Below are 16,420 nucleotides of genomic sequence, written 5' to 3' on the forward strand. Positions count from 1 at the left end.
CCGCATCCGGGAGGACCGACCATCATGAGCGATCACGCACGGTACCTGAGCGAGGCGGTGCAGTTGGCCGCCGACAACGTCTGCGACGGCGGCACGCCCTACGGCGCCGTCCTGGTGCGCGGCGACGAGGTCCTGGCCCGGGTCGCCAACAACGTCCACACCACCAACGACCCGACCGGGCATGCCGAGATGGTGGCGCTGCGCGAGGCGAGCCGGCGCCTCAACAGCCGCGACCTGTCCGGCAGCGTGATGTACGCCAGCGGCCAGCCCTGCCCGATGTGCCACGCCGCGATGCGGCTGTCGGGCATCCGCGAGGGCTACTTCGCCAACGCCGCCGCCACGGCCGGCGAGTTCGGGCTGCTCGGCGCCGAGATCTACGCCGAGCTGTGCCGCCCGCTCGACGCGCAGCCGATGCGGCTGAAGCACCTCGACGTGCCGGACGCGACCGCGCCCTACGCGGCCTGGAAGGCGCGCAAGGACGAGGCCTGAGCCGATCGGCTCGGCGCGTCCCGGTCAGTGCGTCCAGGGCGCCGTGCGGTTGAACTTGAAATTGTCGGAGTAGGACAGCCCCTTGCGCGGGGGGGCCGTCTTCGGCTCCTCGACGCGGTAGGCGATGCCGGCCTTCTTGGCGTAGGCGACCGCATCCTCGAGGGACTCGAACTTGAGGTGGACCTGCTGCAGCATGTCGCCCGAGCCGGTCCAGCCCATCAGCGGGTCGGTCTCGCGCGGCGCGGTCTGGTCGAACTCGAGGTGCCAGACCTTGGTCCGGGCCGTCCCCGACTGGGACGCGTCCTTCGACGGCTGGAAGATGCGGGCGCTCGACATGGCCTTCAGACACCGCTCCGGAAATCGATGGTCGGGGCGATAGGATTCGAACCTACGACCCCCTGGTCCCAAACCAGGTGCGCTACCAGACTGCGCTACACCCCGACATGCCATCGGTCTTACGGGGTCGCCGGGGCGCGGGCAAGGTTCGATCGGTGTCGCGGCCCTAGACGCGGATGTCGAGGACCGTCCGCTCCATCGCGTCGGACGCGCGCAGGACCGCCGCGTTGGCCGCGAAGGCGGCCTTGTCCTCGATCAGCTGGACGGCCGTGCTCGACAGGTCGACCTGGGCCGCGCTCGGAAGGCTCGTCCCGATCTCGGCCACGCGCGTGGCGGTCGACTCGAACCTCTGCAACGCGGCAGCAAGGCCGGCACTGCTGATCGACGTCGCGCTGATCATGACCCGCCTCCCCGATGACGCGACTCAAACCATGGCGGGCCTGAAGGAAACGGCCGAGGATTGCCGCGCATTTGATCGATGGCGGCGTGAAGACGAAGATACGATTGCGAAAGGCCGACGGCCAACGTGGTCCCTGCGGTATGACCGATGCGCAGGCGGTCCCAGAGGCGCCCCGTGCCGAACGCCGCTTGATCCGCGGCGCATCCGACCCACCTGCGGCATCGAGGGCGCGACGGTCCACGTCACCTGAGGATGTTTCGATGATCGATCTCTACTACTGGCCAACCCCGAACGGCCACAAGGTGACGATGTTCCTCGAGGAGGTCGGCCTCCCCTACACGATCAAGCCGGTCAACATCGGCAAGGGCGAGCAGTTCGATCCCAGCTTCCTGAAGATCGCGCCGAACAACCGCATGCCGGCGATCGTCGACCACGCGCCGGCCGACGGCGGCGCGCCGATCACGCTGTTCGAGTCGGGCGCGATCCTGCTCTACCTCGCCGAGAAGACCGGACGGTTCCTGGCCACGGACCTCCGCAGCCGGCAGGAGGCGCTGCAATGGCTGTTCTGGCAGATGGGGGGCCTCGGCCCGATGCTCGGCCAGAACCACCACTTCTCGCAATACGCCCCCGAGAAGATCCCCTACGCGATCAACCGCTACGTCAACGAGACCAACCGGCTCTACGGCGTCCTCGACCGACGGCTCGCCGACCGCGACTTCGTCGCCGGCGATTACGGCATCGCCGACATGGCGGCCTATCCCTGGATCGTCCCGTGGGAGAAGCAGGGCCAGACCCTCGACGATCACCCGAACCTGAAGCGCTGGTTCCACGCCATCGCCGAGCGCCCGGCCACCAAGGCCGCCTACGCCCGCGCTCCGGAGGTCAACCCCGACCACGGCAAGACCATGAGCGAGGACGCCAAGAAGGTGATGTTCGGGCAGACGGCGGGGAACACCAAGCGCTGACGCGCACCTCCCTCCCCCCTTTGCGGGGGGAGGGAGGCGGCGTTACCGCCGCAGGCCGTCCAACCGCACCGGCGCCGCGTGCGGCCGCGTCGCCAGCATCTCGTCGATCAGCGCCAGGACCTCTGCACTCCCGCAATTGGCGGCGGGCTCGAACGGGGTCCAGGTCTGGGTGAAGTCGAGGCGGGCGAACACGTCGCGGTAATGCCGAAGCTCGTTCGTCGTCAGCGGCACGCCGCGCACGAAGGCCTTGTGCGCCGAGATCGTCACGGCGCGGCGGAAATCCTCCGGGTCCAGCTCGAACTTCAAAGCGTCGCCGCAGAAGCAGATCTTCCGCCGGCGATCGAACAGCACGGCGTGGCCGTCGAAGTGGCCGGCGGTGCGGTGGAGCTCGAGGCCCGGCAGCGGCTCGAGGAAGTCGTCGTAGGGCCACGAGACCTGCAGCGCGGCGCTCCAGGCGAAGTCGGCGGCGGGCAGGCACAGCTCCGGGTCGAACCGGTCCTGCAGCTGCACCAGCGCCCCGTAGGCGTGCGGGTGCGAGGCCGAGAGCACCTGCATGCCGCCCAAAGCGGCGATGTGATCGAGCGCCGCCTCGCTGAAGACCGGGCAGCCCTCGAAGCCCATGTTGCCGGCCTCCGTGCAGATCAGGTAGCTCGACGGGCCGATGCCCGAGACCGGCTCGTTCCAGAACCGCCAGACGCCCGGCTCAAGCTCCTGCCAATGGCAGGGAAAGCGCGCCTGCGCCTCGCGCTTCGTCCAGAAGCGCCAGCCGTCCTGCGGCACGACGTGGCGGGCGTCGAGGCACATCGGGCAGGCCGGCGGGGTCTCGAAGTGGCGCTGCCAGAAGCCGCAATTGTCGCAAACGTAGGCCGGCAGATCGAGGGCGCCGGCAAAGGGCAGGTATCCGGGCACGCGTCGCCTCGTGGCAGTGGGGATGGTGCGGGGTTCCTATCAGGCGCCCCGCCGGAACGGGAGCCCGTCAGGGCCGCGGCAGCAGCCGCCGCGGGGAACGCGCCACCGCCGCGGCGCTCGCGAGCCCCGCCAGGGCGATTCCGGCCAGGCCCGCCATCAGCAGGTCGCGCTCCCGGCTGGTCCAGAACGCGGAACGGGTGCGCTTGGTCCGGGCGCCGAAGCGCCCGTCGATGCCGACGTCGCCCGGCACCGGGGCGTCGAGGTTGCCGGCCCGGTACGGCAGGTCCTCGTCGGCCATCTGCTTGGGCCACATCTCGGCGGCCTTCCGGTCGGCATAGCCCGGGACCAGGGCCTGGGCCGCCGCCATCATCACCGTGCTGCGGCCGACCCAGACCTCGCGGCGCGGATGCTCGGCGGCGTAGACGATCGCCTCGGCGCAAAGGCGCGAATCGTAGACCGGGTCCGGCGCATTCTGGTCGCGGCCGGTCCGGTTGCGGGTCCAGCGGTACTGCGGGGTGTTCACCGCCGGCAGGTAGATCACGCTGAGCGAGACCGCGGACTTGTCGTGGAGCAGCTCGCAGCGCAGCGAGTCGGTGAAGCCCGAGACGGCGAACTTCGCCGCGCAGTACGGCGCCTGCAGCGCCGCGGCGCGGTAGCCCAGCCCGGACGAGACCTGGATGATCGCCCCGCGGTCGCGCGGCTTCATGAAGCGCAGGGCGGCGAGCGTGCCGTAGACCTGGCTGAGATAGGTCGTCTCGGTGACGCGGCGGTACTCGGCCGGCGTGATCCGGTCGGCCCGGCTCACCACCGTCGACATCGCATTGTTGACCCAGGCGCGGACCGGCCCGAGCTCGGCTTCGATCCGGGCGGCGGCGGCGTCGACCGCCTCGGCATCCGACACGTCGGCCGAGATCGTCAGCACCGGGCGGCCGTAAGCCGCGAGGGCGGCGGCGGTCGCGCGCAGCCGGCCTTCATCGCGGGCGATCACCGCCACCGACCAGCCGCGGGACGCGAACAGGTGGGCAGTGGCCAGGCCGATCCCGGCGGTGCCCCCTGTGACGACTGCAACCCGTGCCATGCGCGACTTCCCCCGACGTACCGCAGCGACAAGCGGTTGCGGCGCAAACGGTTGCGGCCCGCAGGCCGTGCCCAATGGACACGCCCTGCGGGCCGCGAAGGTCGCCGGCGCCGGGCCGGATCAGGAATGCGCGGGCGCCGCGTGCGCCGGGGCGCCGCCGTGGCCGTCGTCGGTGGTCTTGCCGCGCTTCTTGCCCACCCAGATCACGATGTTCCGGATCATCACGTAGAAGACCGGCGTCAGGAACAGGCCGAAGAAGGTCGCGCCGATCATCCCGAAGAACACCGCGGTGCCCAGCGCCTGGCGCATCTCGGCGCCGGGGCCGGTGGCGATCACCAGCGGCAGCACGCCAAGGATGAAGGCGAAGGCGGTCATCAGGATCGGGCGCAGGCGCAGGCGGCAGGCCTGGATCGCGGCGGCGACGGGGCCCTTGTGCTCCGCCTCCTCGATGTCGTGGGCGAACTCGACGATCAGGATGGCGTTCTTCGCCGCGAGACCGATCAGCACGATCAGGCCGATCTGGGTCAGGATGTTGTTGTCCTGCCCGCGCAGCTGCACGCCGAACAAGGCGGCCAGCACCCCGGTCGGCACCACCATCAGGATCGAGATCGGCAGCGCCCAGCTCTCGTACTGCGCGGCGAGCACCAGGAACACCAGCAGGATGCCCAGCGCGAACACGTAGACCGCCGTGTTGCCGGTGGCCTTCTGCTGGTAGGCGATCTCGGTCCAGTCGTAGGCGTAGCCCTCGGGCAGCGCCTTGGCGGCGATCTCCTCCATGGCGGTGAGCGCCTGTCCGGTCGAGACGCCGGGCTTGGCCACGCCCTGCACCGGTACCGAGTAGTACAGGTTGAACCGCTGCACGATCTGCGGGCCGGCGACGGTGCGCAGCGAGGCCAGGGTCCCCAGCGGCACCAGCGCGCCGGTGGAGGAGCGGACCTTGATCTGCGAGATGTCCTGCTGCGAGGTCCGGTAGGCGGCATCGGATTGCAGGCGCACCTGGTAGATGCGGCCGAGCGTGTTGAAGTCGTTGACGTAGGCACCGCCCAGGTCCGCCTGCACCGAGGCGAAGACGTTGGCCAGCGGCACGTTCAGCATCCGCGCGATCGTGCGGTCGATGTCGAGGTAGAGCTGCGGCGTGTCGTTGCCGAAGGTGGTGAACACCCGCTGCACGTCGCTGCTCTGGTTGGCCTGGCCGATCAGCTCGCCGGCGGCGGCCAGCAGCGGCCCGGTCTCCGAGGATTGCCGGCTCTCGACCTGCATCTTGAAGCCGCCGCCGTTGCCGAGGCCGCGCACCGGCGGCGGCGGGATGACGATGACCCGCGCCTCCTGGATGTTGGCGGTGGCCTTCAGCACCTCGCCTGTAATCACCGCCGCGCTGCGCCCGTGGGTGGCGCGCTCCTTGGCGCCGGCCAGCGTGATGAACATCACGCCGGAGTTGGTGGTGTTGGTGAAGGTCGCGCCGTCGAAGCCGGCGATGATGACGGTGTTGGTCACGCCGTCGATCTTGCGCGCTTCCGCCGCCGCCCGGTTCACCGTCTCGGTGGTGCGGTCGAGCGAGGCGCCGGCCGGCAGCTGGACCACGCCGATGAGGTAGCCCTGGTCCTGGTCGGGGATGAAGCCCGTCGGCGTCGTCTGCACGAGGTGGATCGTGCCGAAGATGACGAAGCCGTAGAACACCATCACGGCGACGATGCCGACGCTGTAGCCGGTGAGCAGGCCGACGACCCGGGCGTAGCCGTTCGAGAGCGCCTCGAAGCCGCGGTTGAACAGGTCCGCGAGCCAGGCGATGAACCGCGTCAGGAAGAACTTCGGCTGCTTGCGCGCGTGGTGGGGCACCAGGAGCAGCTTGCAGAGCGCCGGCGACAGGGTCAGCGAGTTGAAGGCGGAGATGATCGTCGAGGCGGCGATCGTCAGCGCGAACTGCTTGTAGAACTGGCCCGAGATGCCGGGGATGAAGGCGGTCGGGATGAACACCGCGGCCAGCACCAGCGCGATGGCGACGACGGCCGAGCCGACCTCGTCCATGGTCTTGTGCGCGGCCTCGCCCGGCGACAGCCCCTCCTCCATGTTGCGCTCGACGTTCTCGACCACGACGATCGCGTCGTCGACGACGATGCCGATGGCGAGCACCAGCCCGAACAGGGTGAGGTTGTTCAGCGAGAACCCGAAGGCCGACATCGCCGCGAAGGTGCCGACGAGCGAGACGGGGATCGCGATCACCGGGATCAGCGCCGTGCGCCAGCTTTGGAGGAAGACCAGGATCACGATCACCACGAGGCCGACGGCCTCGAACAGGGTCTTGTAGACCTCCTGGATCGACTCCTCGATGAACTCGGTCGGGTTGTAGGCGATGCGGTACTCGACGTCGGGCGGGAAGTTCTTCTTCAGGTTCTCCATCACCTTCTTGACGGAGGCCGCGGCGTCGAGCGCGTTGGTGCCCGGGCGCTGGAACGCGCCGATGCCCACCGCCGGCGTCGCGTTCAGGAAGGAGTTAGTGGTGTAGTCCTTCTGGCCCATCTCGGTGCGGGCGACGTCCTTCACCCGCACCAGGCGGCCGTTGGTCGCCTTCACGATGACGTCGGCGAACTCCTCCGGCGTCTGGAATCGTCCCTGCGACTGCACCACGAGCTGGAACGCCTCGCCGGTCTGGGCGGGCGGCGCGTTGAGCGCGCCGGCGGCGACCTGCACGTTCTGCTCCTGCAGCGCCGTGGTCACGTCGGTGGTGGAGAGCCCGTAGGCGGCGAGCTTGTTCGGGTCGAGCCAGATGCGCTCGGCGTACTCGTTGCCGCCGAAGATCGTGATGTCGCCGACGCCGTCCAGGCGCAGCATCTCGTCACGGATGTTCAGGTAGATGTAGTTGGCCAGGTAGTTCTGGTCGTAGGTCTTGTTCGGCGAGAGCAGGTGCACGACCAGCATCAGGTCGGGCGAGGCCTTGCGCACGGTGACGCCGAGGTTCCGCACGTCCGGCGGCAGGCGCGGCTGCGCCACCGAGAGCCGGTTCTGCACCAGCACGTTGGCGATATCGAGGTTGGTGCCGACCTTGAAGGTGACGGTCAGCAGCATGTTGCCGTCGTTGGTCGACAGCGACGTCATGTAGAGCATGTTGTCGACGCCGTTCACCTCCTGCTCGATCGGCGTCGCGATCGTCGCGGCCACCGTCTCGGCGTTGGCGCCGGGGAAGCTCGCGCGCACGGTGACCGTGGGCGGGACGATCTCGGGGTATTGCGAGACCGGCAAGCTCTCGTAGGCGACGAAGCCGAGGAGCAGGAAGATGATCGACGTGACCGACGCGAAGATCGGCCGATCGACGAAGAAGTGGGCAAAACGCATCGGTCAAACCTCTGGGTCGCCGCCCCTCGCGGAGCCGGCGACCGGCGTCGTCGATGGCGCCGCACCGGTCGGGACCGGTGCCGCTCGTACGCTCGAGACCGCGGACGGCCTCAGGTCTTGCTCGGCGGCAGCGTGATCGATTCCGGCGAGACCTTGGCGCCGGGGCGCACGCGGGAGGTGCCGTTGACCACGATGGTCTCGTCGCCCTTCAGGCCGTCGCGGATCACGCGGTAGCCGTCGACCTTGGGGCCGAGCTTCACGTCCTTGGCCGTCACCGTCCCGTCCTCGCCGACGAGGTAGACGATGCGCTTGTCCTGGTTGGCAGCGACCGCCTCGTCCGGAATCATGACGCCCTGGAACGGCTTCGTCGCGGGCATCGAGACGATGCCGAACAGGCCCGGCTTGATGAAGCCGTCGGCGTTCTCGACCGTCGCGCGCAGGAGGATCGTGCCGGTGGAGTTGTCGACGCGGTTGTCGACGAAGTCGAGGGTGCCCTTGCGGGTCGGCTTGGCCTCGCCCGACAGGGCGATCAGGATCGGGACGCCCTTGCCGCGCTGGGTCTGGCCCATGCCGATGCCGAGCGAGCCCTGGTACTTCAGGAACGACTTCTCGTCGACGGTGAAGGAGAAGTAGATCGGATCGAGCGAGACGATGGTGGTCAGCATCGTCTGGTCGGTGATGACGATGTTGCCCTCGGTCACGAGGCGCTGGCTGATCCGCCCGTTGATCGGCGACTTCACTTCCGAGAAGTCGAAGTTCAACTGGGCGTTGCGGAGCGCCGCCTCGGCGCTGTCGACGTCGGCCTGCGCGGTCTGCGAGGCCTGGCGGCGCTGGTCGGTGACCTGCTCGGAGATGTTGCCGCCCTTCGACAGGGTCTGCGCGCGCTCCAGGTCGGTCTGCGAGAACGAGAGGCGGGCCTTGGCCGAGGTCAGCGAGGCCTGCGCCTGCTCCAGGGCCGCCTTGTAGGGCCGCCGGTCGATGACGAAGAGCACGTCACCCTTCTTCACCGTGGCGCCGTCCGTGAAGTTGATCTTCTCGAGGTAGCCGGTCACCCGCGCGCGGACCTCGACGAACTCGATCGGGTCGAAGCGGCCGGTATACTGGTCCTGCTCGATGATCTCGCGGACCACGGGCTTGGCGACCGTCACCTTCGGCGGCGGGCCGCCCGGCGCCTGGGCGCGGGCCTGCGGCGCGGCGAGCGCCGCGGCGATCACGATGAGGCTTGCGAGCCGACGCTTGTACATGAATGGTTCCCCAGCAGCCCGCCACCTATTCCCCACAGCGCGCACAGGTTGTGCGACACCGCACATGGCTTCGCCGCGACCGACCGGGCGACGCGCATGCGGCCGTGCTTCGACGGATCTACTCAATCGCTTCACCGGCCGACGACCAGTCGCGATAGCCGCCCTTGTAGTGTTCCGTGAGGCCGAGCCCGGTCTGCTGCATCGCGTTGAGCGCGTGGACCGAGCGCACGCCGGAGCCGCAGGAGAAGACCGCGCGGCGCCCGTCCGCCTCGATCAGAGCGGCCACCGCCGCCGGATCGAAGCTCGAAAGCGGGTGCATCACCGCTCCGGGGATGTGGCCGTTCTCGTATTCGTGCGGCTCGCGCACGTCGATCACCAGCATCGACCCGTCGGCGAGACCCTGCTTGATCGCATCGCGGTCGAGGTCGACAACACGCATCGAACGATTCCCTGGGAGAGAGGCCGGCCGCGCGGGCTGACGCTTTTCCTTATTCGTCAGCCGTCCGCGGTGCAACACGCCGCCGAAGGCGCGCCGCGGATCAGAGCGCATCGAGCAGCGCGTCTGCCTGCTCGAAATGCGCCGCCCAGGTCGGCGCGGCGTAGCCGTCGAGGCGCTGGGCCAGCGTCTCGCGAAGCCCGGAGCCCGGCCGGCTCAGATCCTCGACCGCCTGCCCCCAGCCGAGGCCGTCGAGGGGGTCGAGGAAGGCGGCGAAGCCCTCGGCGATCTCGCGGTGGACCGGAATTCCGGAGGCGACCACCGGCACGCCGGACGCCGCCGCCTCCACGATCGGGATGCCGTAGCCTTCGGTGAAGGACGGCATCAGCAGCGCCGTGCAGCTCCGCGTGAGCGCGGCGAGGCCGTGGGTCGAGAGCCCGGAGACCTCGACGACGTGCGGGCGGATCGCCTCGCAGCGCTCCAGCAGGTCGACGACGTTCTCGGCCTCCCAGCCGCGGCGCCCGACCAGCACGAGCCGGGGCGTGGCCGGGCCGTGGCGCTCGGCGAGCTCCCGCCAGAGATGGAGCAGCAGCAGATGGTTCTTGCGCGGCTCGATCGTGCCGCAGACGAGGAAGGTCGGCCGGTCGGGCACGAGGCGCGGGCCGTCGCGCCCGAAGGCCGGCTCGACGCCGAGATGCCCGACCGCGAGCGGCGGACGCCCGAACCCGTCGGCGGCGAGGTGCGCCAGCGTCCGCTCGCCGGTATCTGCGGAATTCACGACGATGGCGGCCGCGTGCCGGCCGATGGTCCGCAGGCGCTGGCGGTGGCGCTCGGCCTCGCCGGGCCGGCCGTATTCGGGATGGGTGATCGGGATCAGGTCGTGGACGAAGAACGCCGGCCGCACGTCGGTGCGGGTGTAGAGCCAGTCGAAGCGCTCCGGCTTGTCGAGGCGCAGGTGCGAGGTGTGCAGGTAGAGGCTGGCCTCCGGCAGGGCCGAGATCGGTGCGGCGCGCAGGATCCCGAGCACGGTCTCGGCCTGGATGCGCCGTCGGCGGATCGTGCCGGACCGCTGGTCGCGCCCGGCGACGGCCTCCGCCGGGCGGCCGGTGAGCCGTGCCTCGAGGCGGCGGTAGACCGGATCGGATTCGGCCACCACGTCCTCGGTCCAGCCGTCCGCGACCGCGTCGACGATGCGGGACGCGTGGTCCCGCTCAAGGATGCGCGGCCCGAGGCCGGTCGAGACCAGCCCGAAGCGCGCGCCGGCGCCGTCGAGCACGTGGCGGGCATAGGCGAGGTCGACCCGGTCGATCCCGGACGGGCTCGGATGGCGCAGGCGGGTGACGAGGCGGGTGAGGTCGAAGGCGATCGGCCGTGTCGACATGATGCTCCGGATTGCGGCCCCCATGCGGGCCGGCCGGGTGTTACCGGGCCGAGGCGCGGAGGGCCAGCCGGTGCGATGCCTCCGGTTCGAACCGTTGGCCGATCGGGAACCGGTCGCGGTCGGCATATCGAAAGCCGGACGACGAGGAACGGGAGCCTGCGCCGGGGGCGGCCGCCGCCCGCCGCCGGCGACGGATGAAGGCTCTCGCGGCACGCGACGGCCCGACCGCCGGGTTGCGCGCCCGGCTCCGGGCAGCCGTCAGCCGATCGACGCCTTTCCTCGTGCCGCCCGTCCCGGCAGGAAACGATCCTTCATCTCCAGCACCTTCTGCACCTGGGCCCCGAGCGTCAGAAGCTGCACGAGGCGTTGCGTGTCGAGGCGGCGCACGTCGCCGTACCAGCCGGCGAACAACTCGAAGAGATCGCGCATCTCGGTCAGGCGTTGCTGGGCGTAGCGTTCGTCGTCATCGCTCGCCGCCTCCATCAGCAGCTCGCGCAGCAGCGTCAGCGTCGGGTCGATCTCGCGCTTCTTGCGCTCCTCCACCAGGGTCCGGACGATCTGCCAGATGTCCTCCGGCGTCGAGAAGTAGTCGCGGCGGTCGCCGGGCCTGTGCTGAAGGCGGACGAGGCTCCAGGCCTGGAGCTCCTTGAGCCCCATGCTCACGTTCGAGCGGGACAGGCCGAGCTTGTCCACGATCTCCTCGGCATTGAGCCCCTGCGGCGACACGAACAGCAGCGCGTAGATCTGGCCGACCGTGCGATTGATGCCCCAGCGGGAGCCCATCTCGCCGAAATGCAGCACGAAGGCTTGCACGAGGGGAGGAAGCTGCATCGCCCGCTATGCCTTGAGCCAGAGGCGCAGCACGAAGGCGATCCCGCCGACGACGACGACCCCGCCGATCCAGAGGGCCACGAACCAGCCGAGCCGGCCGGCCCAACGCGGCATCAGCCCGCTCAATGGTAGCCGTCCGCGCCGACCTTGCCCCGGAAGACCCAGTACGCGTAGGCGGTGTAGGCCAGGATGACCGGGATGAGGACGCCCGCGCCGACCAGCATGAAGATCTGCGAGGATCTCGGCGAGGCCGCCTCCCAGATCGTCACCCGGCCGGGGACGATGTCGGGATAGATGCTGATTCCCAGACCGACATACGACAGGCCGAACAGCCCGAGCGCCAGCAGGAACGGCGCCCGCTCGGCCCCGCGCAAGAGCGTCCGGAAGAACAGAACGCTGCCGAGCACGACCAGCAACGGCACCTGAGCCGTCAGCAACACGTTCGGCCAGGCGAACCAGCGGGCGGCGAAGGCGGCGTCGAGCAGCGGGGTCGCCGCGCTCACGGCCGCGATGCAGGCGATGGTGGCGATCCCGAACCGGAACGCCATGCGTCGGCCGAGTTCACGCGTCGTTCCCTCGGTCCGCATCACGAGCCACGTGGCGCCCAAGAGCGCGTAGCCCAGCACGAGGCTGATCCCGGTGAACAGGCTGAACGGCGTCAGCCAGTCCCACCGCCCGCCGCCGTAGCCGCGCCCGGTGACGGCGATGCCCTGGAGGAGAGCGCCCAGGGCGATGCCCTGCGCCAGGGCGGCGACCAGCGAGCCGCCCGCGAAGGCGACGTCCCAGAGGGCGCGATGGCGGGGATCGCGCCAGCGGAATTCGAAGGCCACGCCTCGGAAGACCAGGCCCAGCAGCATGGCGACGATCGGTGCGTAGAGGGCGGGCAGGATGATCGCGTAGGCGAGCGGGAACGCGGCGAAGAGGCCGCCGCCGCCGAGCACCAGCCACGTCTCGTTGCCATCCCAGACGGGCGCGATCGAGTTCATGGCGACGTTGCGTTCCTCCCCGGCCCGGAGGCTGGGAAACAGCAGCCCGACGCCGAGATCGAAGCCGTCCATCACCACGTAGGCGAAGACCGCGAACGCGATCACGAAGGCCCAGACCGTCGAGAGATCGAAGGCGGCGTCCATGGCTCCTACTCCGCCGGCTGCAGATGGCGATCGGGATCGACGGCGGGCGCGGGCGTGAGGCCGGCGGCGCGGATCGGCAGGCCGACCTCGGGGCCTTCCTCGCCGCGATGGGGCGCATGCGCCATCAGCCGCAGGATGTAGAGGATCCCCATGCCGAAGACCGAAAGGTAGATCACGACGAAGGCGAGCAGCGAGCTCGCGACGGCCGGCACCTGCAGCGGAGACGCGGATTGCGCGGTGCGCAGCAGGCCGTAGACCGTGAAGGGCTGGCGGCCCACCTCCGTCGTGATCCAGCCGGCCAGCACCGCCACGAAGCCCGCGGGCCCCATCGTCACCGCGACGCGGTGCAGCCAGGTCGTCTCGTAGAGGCGCCCGCGCCACCGCGCCCACAGGCTCCACAGGCCGACGCCCAGCATCGCGACGCCGAGCCCGACCATGATGCGGAACGACCAGAACACGATCGGCACCGGCGGCCAATTCGCGCGCGGGACGCTGTCGAGCCCATCGAGGGCTGCGTCGAGCGAATGCTTCAGGATCAGCGACGAGAGCTTGGGCACCTCCAGCGCGTAGCGGACGGTCGCCGCGTCCTGGTCCGGCAGGCCGAACAGGATGAGCGGAGCCCCGTCCGGATGACCCCGGAAGTGGCCCTCCATCGCCATGACCTTGGCCGGTTGATGCGCGAGCGTGTTCAGGCCGTGGGCATCGCCCGCGAGGATCTGGAGCGGCGCGACGCAGGCCAGCATCCACATCGCCATGGAGAACATGGTGCGGGCGCCCGCATTGGCGCGGTCCCGCAGCAGGTGCCAGGCACCCACGCCGCCGACCACGAGCGCCGTCGTCAGGTAGGCGGCCAGCACCATGTGCACGAGCCGATACGGGAACGACGGGTTGAAGACGATCGCCCACCAATCGAGGGGCACGAACTGACCTTGCGCATTCGTGCCGTACCCGGCCGGCGTCTGCATCCAGGAATTGACGGATACGATCCAGAACGCCGAGAAGCCGGTGCCGACCGCCACCATCAGGGTCGCCAGCATGTGCAGGCCGCGGCCGACCTTCTTCATGCCGAACAGCATCACGCCGAGAAAGCCGGCCTCCAGGAAGAAGGCCGACATGACCTCGTAGGCCATCAACGGCCCGAGCACCGGGCCGGTCCTGTCGGAATAGACCGACCAGTTGGTGCCGAACTGATAGCTCATCACCAGGCCGGAGACGACGCCCATCGCGAAAGCGATGGCGAAGATCTTGAGCCAGTAGTGGAAGAGATTGATGAACACCTCGCGGCCGGTCGCCAGCCACAGACCTTCGAGCACCGCGAGGTAGCTCGCCAGCCCGATCGAGAAGGCCGGGAAGACGATGTGGAAGGCGACGGTGAACCCGAACTGCGCCCGCGCAAGCGTCAGCGCGTCGATCTCGGATAGGAGAGACATGCCCGCGGCCTCGTCGATCTCGTCATTTCAGAAATTACCGAAATGACGATGAGAATGCAAGCCTAGACGACGCACAAGGATAGGTCGGATGTCGCATCGGCGGATGCCGCCGGGACCACGGGCCTGCGGGCGGTCGCCGAAGGTACGCGCCATCGCCGACCCCGCGATCCGATGACGAAGCCCCGACCCGCCGGCCTCGGCCGATCCGGGCGGCTTCGAGGGTCGCTTCGGAGCCCGTTCGACGACGGGCGCCGCCGAGCCGCGTCGGAAGGGCGGTGGCGGCCAGCGCCTCAGTACGTCCAGCGCTGCGCCTTCGAGACGAGGAAGTCGCGGAACGCCTGGACGCGGGCGACCGTGCGCATCTCTTCGGCGTAGACGAGATAGCTCTCCAGCGTCGGCATCTCGCTGTCGCGCAGCACCTGGACGAGGTGGTCGTCGCCGTCGACCGCGTAGTCCGGCAGGATGCCGATGCCGGCGCCAGTCTCCATCGCCCGCTGCAGCGCGCCGATGTTGTTGACGGTGAAGGCGACCGGGCGGCGCTCGCGGCCCTCACGGCCGACATTGGCGAGCCAGTGCGCCGCCAGCAGGTAGGACGGCTCGTTGCCGCCGAAGGAGACGAGGCGGTGCTCGTCGAGGTCCTCGACGGTCTTGGGCTCGCCGAACCGCTTGACGTAATCTTGGCTGGCGAAGGCGTGGTAGTGCACCGTGAACAGCCGGCGCTGGATCAGGTCGGGCTGGGCCGGCCGGCGCATGCGGATCGCGACGTCGGCCTCGCGCATGGCGAGGTCGAGCTCCTCGTTGGTCAGGATCAGCTCGATCCGCACGTCCGGGTAGAGGTCGAGGAATTCGGCGACGCGCTGGGCGAGCCACGCGGTGCCCAGCCCCACTGTGGTGGTCACCTTGAGGTCGCCCGACGGCCGCTCGCTGGTCTCGACGAGGCGGGCGCGGGTGTTCTCCAGCCGGAGCTTCATGTCGCGCGCGGCGCGGAACAGAAGGTCGCCCTGCTCGGTCAGGATCAGGCCGCGGGCGTGGCGGTGGAACAGGGGCGCCTTCAGCTCGCGCTCCAGGGCGCTGATCTGGCGGCTCACCGCGGATTGGCTCAGGCCGATGTCGTCGCCGGCACGGGTGAAGCTGCCGGCTTCCGCGACGTTGAGGAAGATCCGGATCTTGTCCCAATCCACGGCGAGACTCCCTCACGCACCCAGACGACGCCGAGGCACGCGCGCCCCATTCCGGCCACCCGCGCCGTCGAACGACGCGGGCGTTTCCCGGACCCGCTGCGACGCATCGGATCCGGCTGCGGTCGAACGGGTCCGGCCTCGTCGCGACGCCCGTCACTCATGCGTCCTGAGCATGGTCGCGCGCAAGGCGCCGCAAAAAGAAAATGTTGACAGATCCTCGGCGCGGGGCCGAACCGCGCAGTCCTCACCCGCCCGAACGGGGATTCGGGCCGGTGGACGAGCTCGCGCCTACTCGGCGGCGGCCTGTCGCGGGCTCTCGCCGATGTCGAGGTTGGCGAGGTACTTCTCCGCTTCCAGCGCAGCCATGCAGCCCATGCCGGCCGCGGTGATCGCCTGGCGGTAGACGTCGTCGGTGACGTCGCCGGCCGCGAACACGCCGGGAATCTCGGTCTCGGCGGTGCCGGGGCGGACGCTGAGGTAGCCGCCGTGGCGCATCGCGAGCTGGCCCTCGAACACCTCGGTCGCCGGCTTGTGGCCGATCGCGACGAACACGCCGTCGACCGGCACCGCGCTGGCCTCGCCGGTGCGGGTGTCCTTGAGGCGCAGGTGCGTCACCGACGGCGCGGGCGTGGTGGTGCCGCAGATCTCGTCGATCTCGCGGTTCCACAGCACCTCGACGTTCGGATGCTTGAACAGGCGCTCCTGCAGGATGCGCTCGGCGCGGAAGCTGTCCCGGCGGTGGATCACCGTGACCTTCGAGGCGAGGTTGGCGAGGTACAGGGCCTCCTCGACGGCCGTGTTGCCGCCGCCGACCACCGCCACCGGCTTGCCGCGGAAGAAGAAGCCGTCGCAGGTGGCGCAGGCCGAGACGCCCCCGCCCTGGAACTTGGCCTCCGACGGCAGGCCGAGCCACTTCGCCTGGGCGCCGGTGGCGATGATCAGCGCGTCGCAGGAATAGGTCTCGCCGGAATCGGCCTCGAGCCGGAACGGGCGCACCTTGAGGTCGACCTTGGTGATGTACTCCGACAGGATCGTGGTGCCGACATGCTCGGCCTGGAGCCGCATCTGCTCCATCAGCCACGGCCCCTGGATCGCCTCGGCGAAGCCCGGATAATTCTCGACGTCGGTGGTGATCATCAGCTGGCCGCCGGGCTGGAAGCCCGAGATCAGCAGCGGCTGCACCATGGCACGGGCCGCGTAGATCGCGGCCGTGTAACCGGCCGGCCCCGAACCGACGATGATCAGCCTGGAATGGGTGTGGGCCATGACGTCCTCGAATC

General features: G+C 69.7%; 16 protein-coding genes and 1 tRNA gene. 2 read left to right on the forward strand and 15 right to left on the reverse strand.

Annotated features, from left to right (window positions below; all coding sequences use genetic code 11):
* Positions 1–24 precede the first annotated feature (24 nt).
* Positions 25–489, forward strand: coding sequence for a nucleoside deaminase (locus ACFZ8E_RS21645; protein ID WP_147726082.1), 465 nt, complete (start codon positions 25–27; stop codon positions 487–489).
* A 24-nt stretch (positions 490–513) separates the two neighbouring features.
* On the opposite strand, the gene ACFZ8E_RS21650 is transcribed toward ACFZ8E_RS21645, so the two are convergent.
* From ACFZ8E_RS21650 to ACFZ8E_RS21660, 3 genes are all read right to left on the reverse strand, one after another.
* Entirely contained in the window at positions 514–825 is a 312-nt protein-coding gene (locus ACFZ8E_RS21650) for an ETC complex I subunit (protein WP_147841429.1), read from the reverse strand.
* Positions 826–853: 28 nt separating this feature from the next.
* Positions 854–930: transfer RNA gene (locus ACFZ8E_RS21655), tRNA-Pro, on the reverse strand.
* Positions 931–991: 61 nt separating this feature from the next.
* A complete protein-coding gene (locus ACFZ8E_RS21660; protein WP_243951458.1) occupies positions 992–1,225 on the reverse strand; it encodes a hypothetical protein in 234 nt (77 codons plus the stop codon).
* 260 nt (positions 1,226–1,485) lie between these two features.
* On the opposite strand from ACFZ8E_RS21660, the gene ACFZ8E_RS21665 reads away from it, so the two are divergent.
* Entirely contained in the window at positions 1,486–2,190 is a 705-nt protein-coding gene (locus ACFZ8E_RS21665) for a glutathione S-transferase N-terminal domain-containing protein (protein ID WP_243951456.1), read from the forward strand.
* Between the two features lie 42 nt (positions 2,191–2,232).
* On the opposite strand, the gene ACFZ8E_RS21670 is transcribed toward ACFZ8E_RS21665, so the two are convergent.
* The 12 genes from ACFZ8E_RS21670 to trxB all read right to left on the reverse strand — a co-directional run bounded on the left by ACFZ8E_RS21670 (position 2,233) and on the right by trxB (position 16,406).
* Positions 2,233–3,099, reverse strand: a complete 867-nt coding sequence (locus ACFZ8E_RS21670) for an MBL fold metallo-hydrolase (protein WP_405043754.1) — start codon at positions 3,097–3,099, stop codon at positions 2,233–2,235.
* Positions 3,100–3,166: 67 nt separating this feature from the next.
* Positions 3,167–4,177 carry an SDR family oxidoreductase gene (locus tag ACFZ8E_RS21675; RefSeq protein ID WP_243951452.1) on the reverse strand — a complete coding sequence of 337 codons (1,011 nt, stop codon included), beginning with the start codon at positions 4,175–4,177 and terminating at the stop codon, positions 3,167–3,169.
* 120 nt (positions 4,178–4,297) lie between these two features.
* Entirely contained in the window at positions 4,298–7,507 is a 3,210-nt protein-coding gene (locus tag ACFZ8E_RS21680) for an efflux RND transporter permease subunit (protein ID WP_243951450.1), read from the reverse strand.
* A 110-nt stretch (positions 7,508–7,617) separates the two neighbouring features.
* Positions 7,618–8,751: an efflux RND transporter periplasmic adaptor subunit gene (locus tag ACFZ8E_RS21685; RefSeq protein ID WP_147728428.1), complete on the reverse strand. Its 1,134-nt coding sequence runs from the start codon at positions 8,749–8,751 to the stop codon at positions 7,618–7,620.
* 118 nt (positions 8,752–8,869) lie between these two features.
* Positions 8,870–9,190 (reverse strand): rhodanese-like domain-containing protein, encoded by a 321-nt coding sequence (locus ACFZ8E_RS21690; protein ID WP_147841424.1) that lies wholly within the window; start codon positions 9,188–9,190, stop codon positions 8,870–8,872.
* Positions 9,191–9,290: 100 nt separating this feature from the next.
* Positions 9,291–10,568 (reverse strand): glycosyltransferase family 1 protein, encoded by a 1,278-nt coding sequence (locus ACFZ8E_RS21695; RefSeq protein ID WP_243951448.1) that lies wholly within the window; start codon positions 10,566–10,568, stop codon positions 9,291–9,293.
* A 258-nt stretch (positions 10,569–10,826) separates the two neighbouring features.
* Positions 10,827–11,399 carry a GbsR/MarR family transcriptional regulator gene (locus ACFZ8E_RS21700; RefSeq protein WP_243951446.1) on the reverse strand — a complete coding sequence of 191 codons (573 nt, stop codon included), beginning with the start codon at positions 11,397–11,399 and terminating at the stop codon, positions 10,827–10,829.
* Positions 11,400–11,405: 6 nt separating this feature from the next.
* Positions 11,406–11,513 carry a DUF2474 domain-containing protein gene (locus ACFZ8E_RS21705; protein WP_147727815.1) on the reverse strand — a complete coding sequence of 36 codons (108 nt, stop codon included), beginning with the start codon at positions 11,511–11,513 and terminating at the stop codon, positions 11,406–11,408.
* Between the two features lie 8 nt (positions 11,514–11,521).
* On the reverse strand, positions 11,522–12,529 hold the full coding sequence (gene cydB / locus ACFZ8E_RS21710) for a cytochrome d ubiquinol oxidase subunit II (RefSeq protein ID WP_405043755.1): 1,008 nt from the start codon (positions 12,527–12,529) through the stop codon (positions 11,522–11,524).
* A gap of 5 nt (positions 12,530–12,534) precedes the next feature.
* Complete coding sequence (locus ACFZ8E_RS21715; RefSeq protein WP_243951441.1) at positions 12,535–13,959, reverse strand: cytochrome ubiquinol oxidase subunit I; 1,425 nt, start codon at positions 13,957–13,959, stop codon at positions 12,535–12,537.
* 290 nt (positions 13,960–14,249) lie between these two features.
* Positions 14,250–15,140: a LysR family transcriptional regulator gene (locus ACFZ8E_RS21720; protein WP_147727817.1), complete on the reverse strand. Its 891-nt coding sequence runs from the start codon at positions 15,138–15,140 to the stop codon at positions 14,250–14,252.
* A gap of 288 nt (positions 15,141–15,428) precedes the next feature.
* Positions 15,429–16,406, reverse strand: a complete 978-nt coding sequence (gene trxB, locus ACFZ8E_RS21725) for a thioredoxin-disulfide reductase (protein ID WP_147727818.1) — start codon at positions 16,404–16,406, stop codon at positions 15,429–15,431.
* Between the last annotated feature and the right edge of the window lie 14 nt (positions 16,407–16,420).

The organism is Methylobacterium sp. HMF5984 (assembly GCF_045033435.1).
Lineage (GTDB): Bacteria > Pseudomonadota > Alphaproteobacteria > Rhizobiales > Beijerinckiaceae > Methylobacterium.

What these genes read in the sequence shown, in the direction of transcription:
- ACFZ8E_RS21660 (WP_243951458.1), bottom strand. Translation starts at nt 1,225, where the DNA reads ATGATCAGCGCGACGTCGATCAGCAGTGCCGGCCTTGCTGCCGCGTTG.
- ACFZ8E_RS21665 (WP_243951456.1), top strand. Translation starts at nt 1,486, where the DNA reads ATGATCGATCTCTACTACTGGCCAACCCCGAACGGCCACAAGGTGACG.
- ACFZ8E_RS21715 (WP_243951441.1), bottom strand. Translation starts at nt 13,959, where the DNA reads ATGTCTCTCCTATCCGAGATCGACGCGCTGACGCTTGCGCGGGCGCAG.
- ACFZ8E_RS21675 (WP_243951452.1), bottom strand. Translation starts at nt 4,177, where the DNA reads ATGGCACGGGTTGCAGTCGTCACAGGGGGCACCGCCGGGATCGGCCTG.
- ACFZ8E_RS21705 (WP_147727815.1), bottom strand. Translation starts at nt 11,513, where the DNA reads ATGCCGCGTTGGGCCGGCCGGCTCGGCTGGTTCGTGGCCCTCTGGATC.
- ACFZ8E_RS21685 (WP_147728428.1), bottom strand. Translation starts at nt 8,751, where the DNA reads ATGTACAAGCGTCGGCTCGCAAGCCTCATCGTGATCGCCGCGGCGCTC.
- ACFZ8E_RS21645 (WP_147726082.1), top strand. Translation starts at nt 25, where the DNA reads ATGAGCGATCACGCACGGTACCTGAGCGAGGCGGTGCAGTTGGCCGCC.
- trxB (WP_147727818.1), bottom strand. Translation starts at nt 16,406, where the DNA reads ATGGCCCACACCCATTCCAGGCTGATCATCGTCGGTTCGGGGCCGGCC.
- ACFZ8E_RS21650 (WP_147841429.1), bottom strand. Translation starts at nt 825, where the DNA reads ATGTCGAGCGCCCGCATCTTCCAGCCGTCGAAGGACGCGTCCCAGTCG.
- ACFZ8E_RS21700 (WP_243951446.1), bottom strand. Translation starts at nt 11,399, where the DNA reads ATGCAGCTTCCTCCCCTCGTGCAAGCCTTCGTGCTGCATTTCGGCGAG.
- ACFZ8E_RS21690 (WP_147841424.1), bottom strand. Translation starts at nt 9,190, where the DNA reads ATGCGTGTTGTCGACCTCGACCGCGATGCGATCAAGCAGGGTCTCGCC.
- cydB (WP_405043755.1), bottom strand. Translation starts at nt 12,529, where the DNA reads ATGGACGCCGCCTTCGATCTCTCGACGGTCTGGGCCTTCGTGATCGCG.
- ACFZ8E_RS21695 (WP_243951448.1), bottom strand. Translation starts at nt 10,568, where the DNA reads ATGTCGACACGGCCGATCGCCTTCGACCTCACCCGCCTCGTCACCCGC.
- ACFZ8E_RS21680 (WP_243951450.1), bottom strand. Translation starts at nt 7,507, where the DNA reads ATGCGTTTTGCCCACTTCTTCGTCGATCGGCCGATCTTCGCGTCGGTC.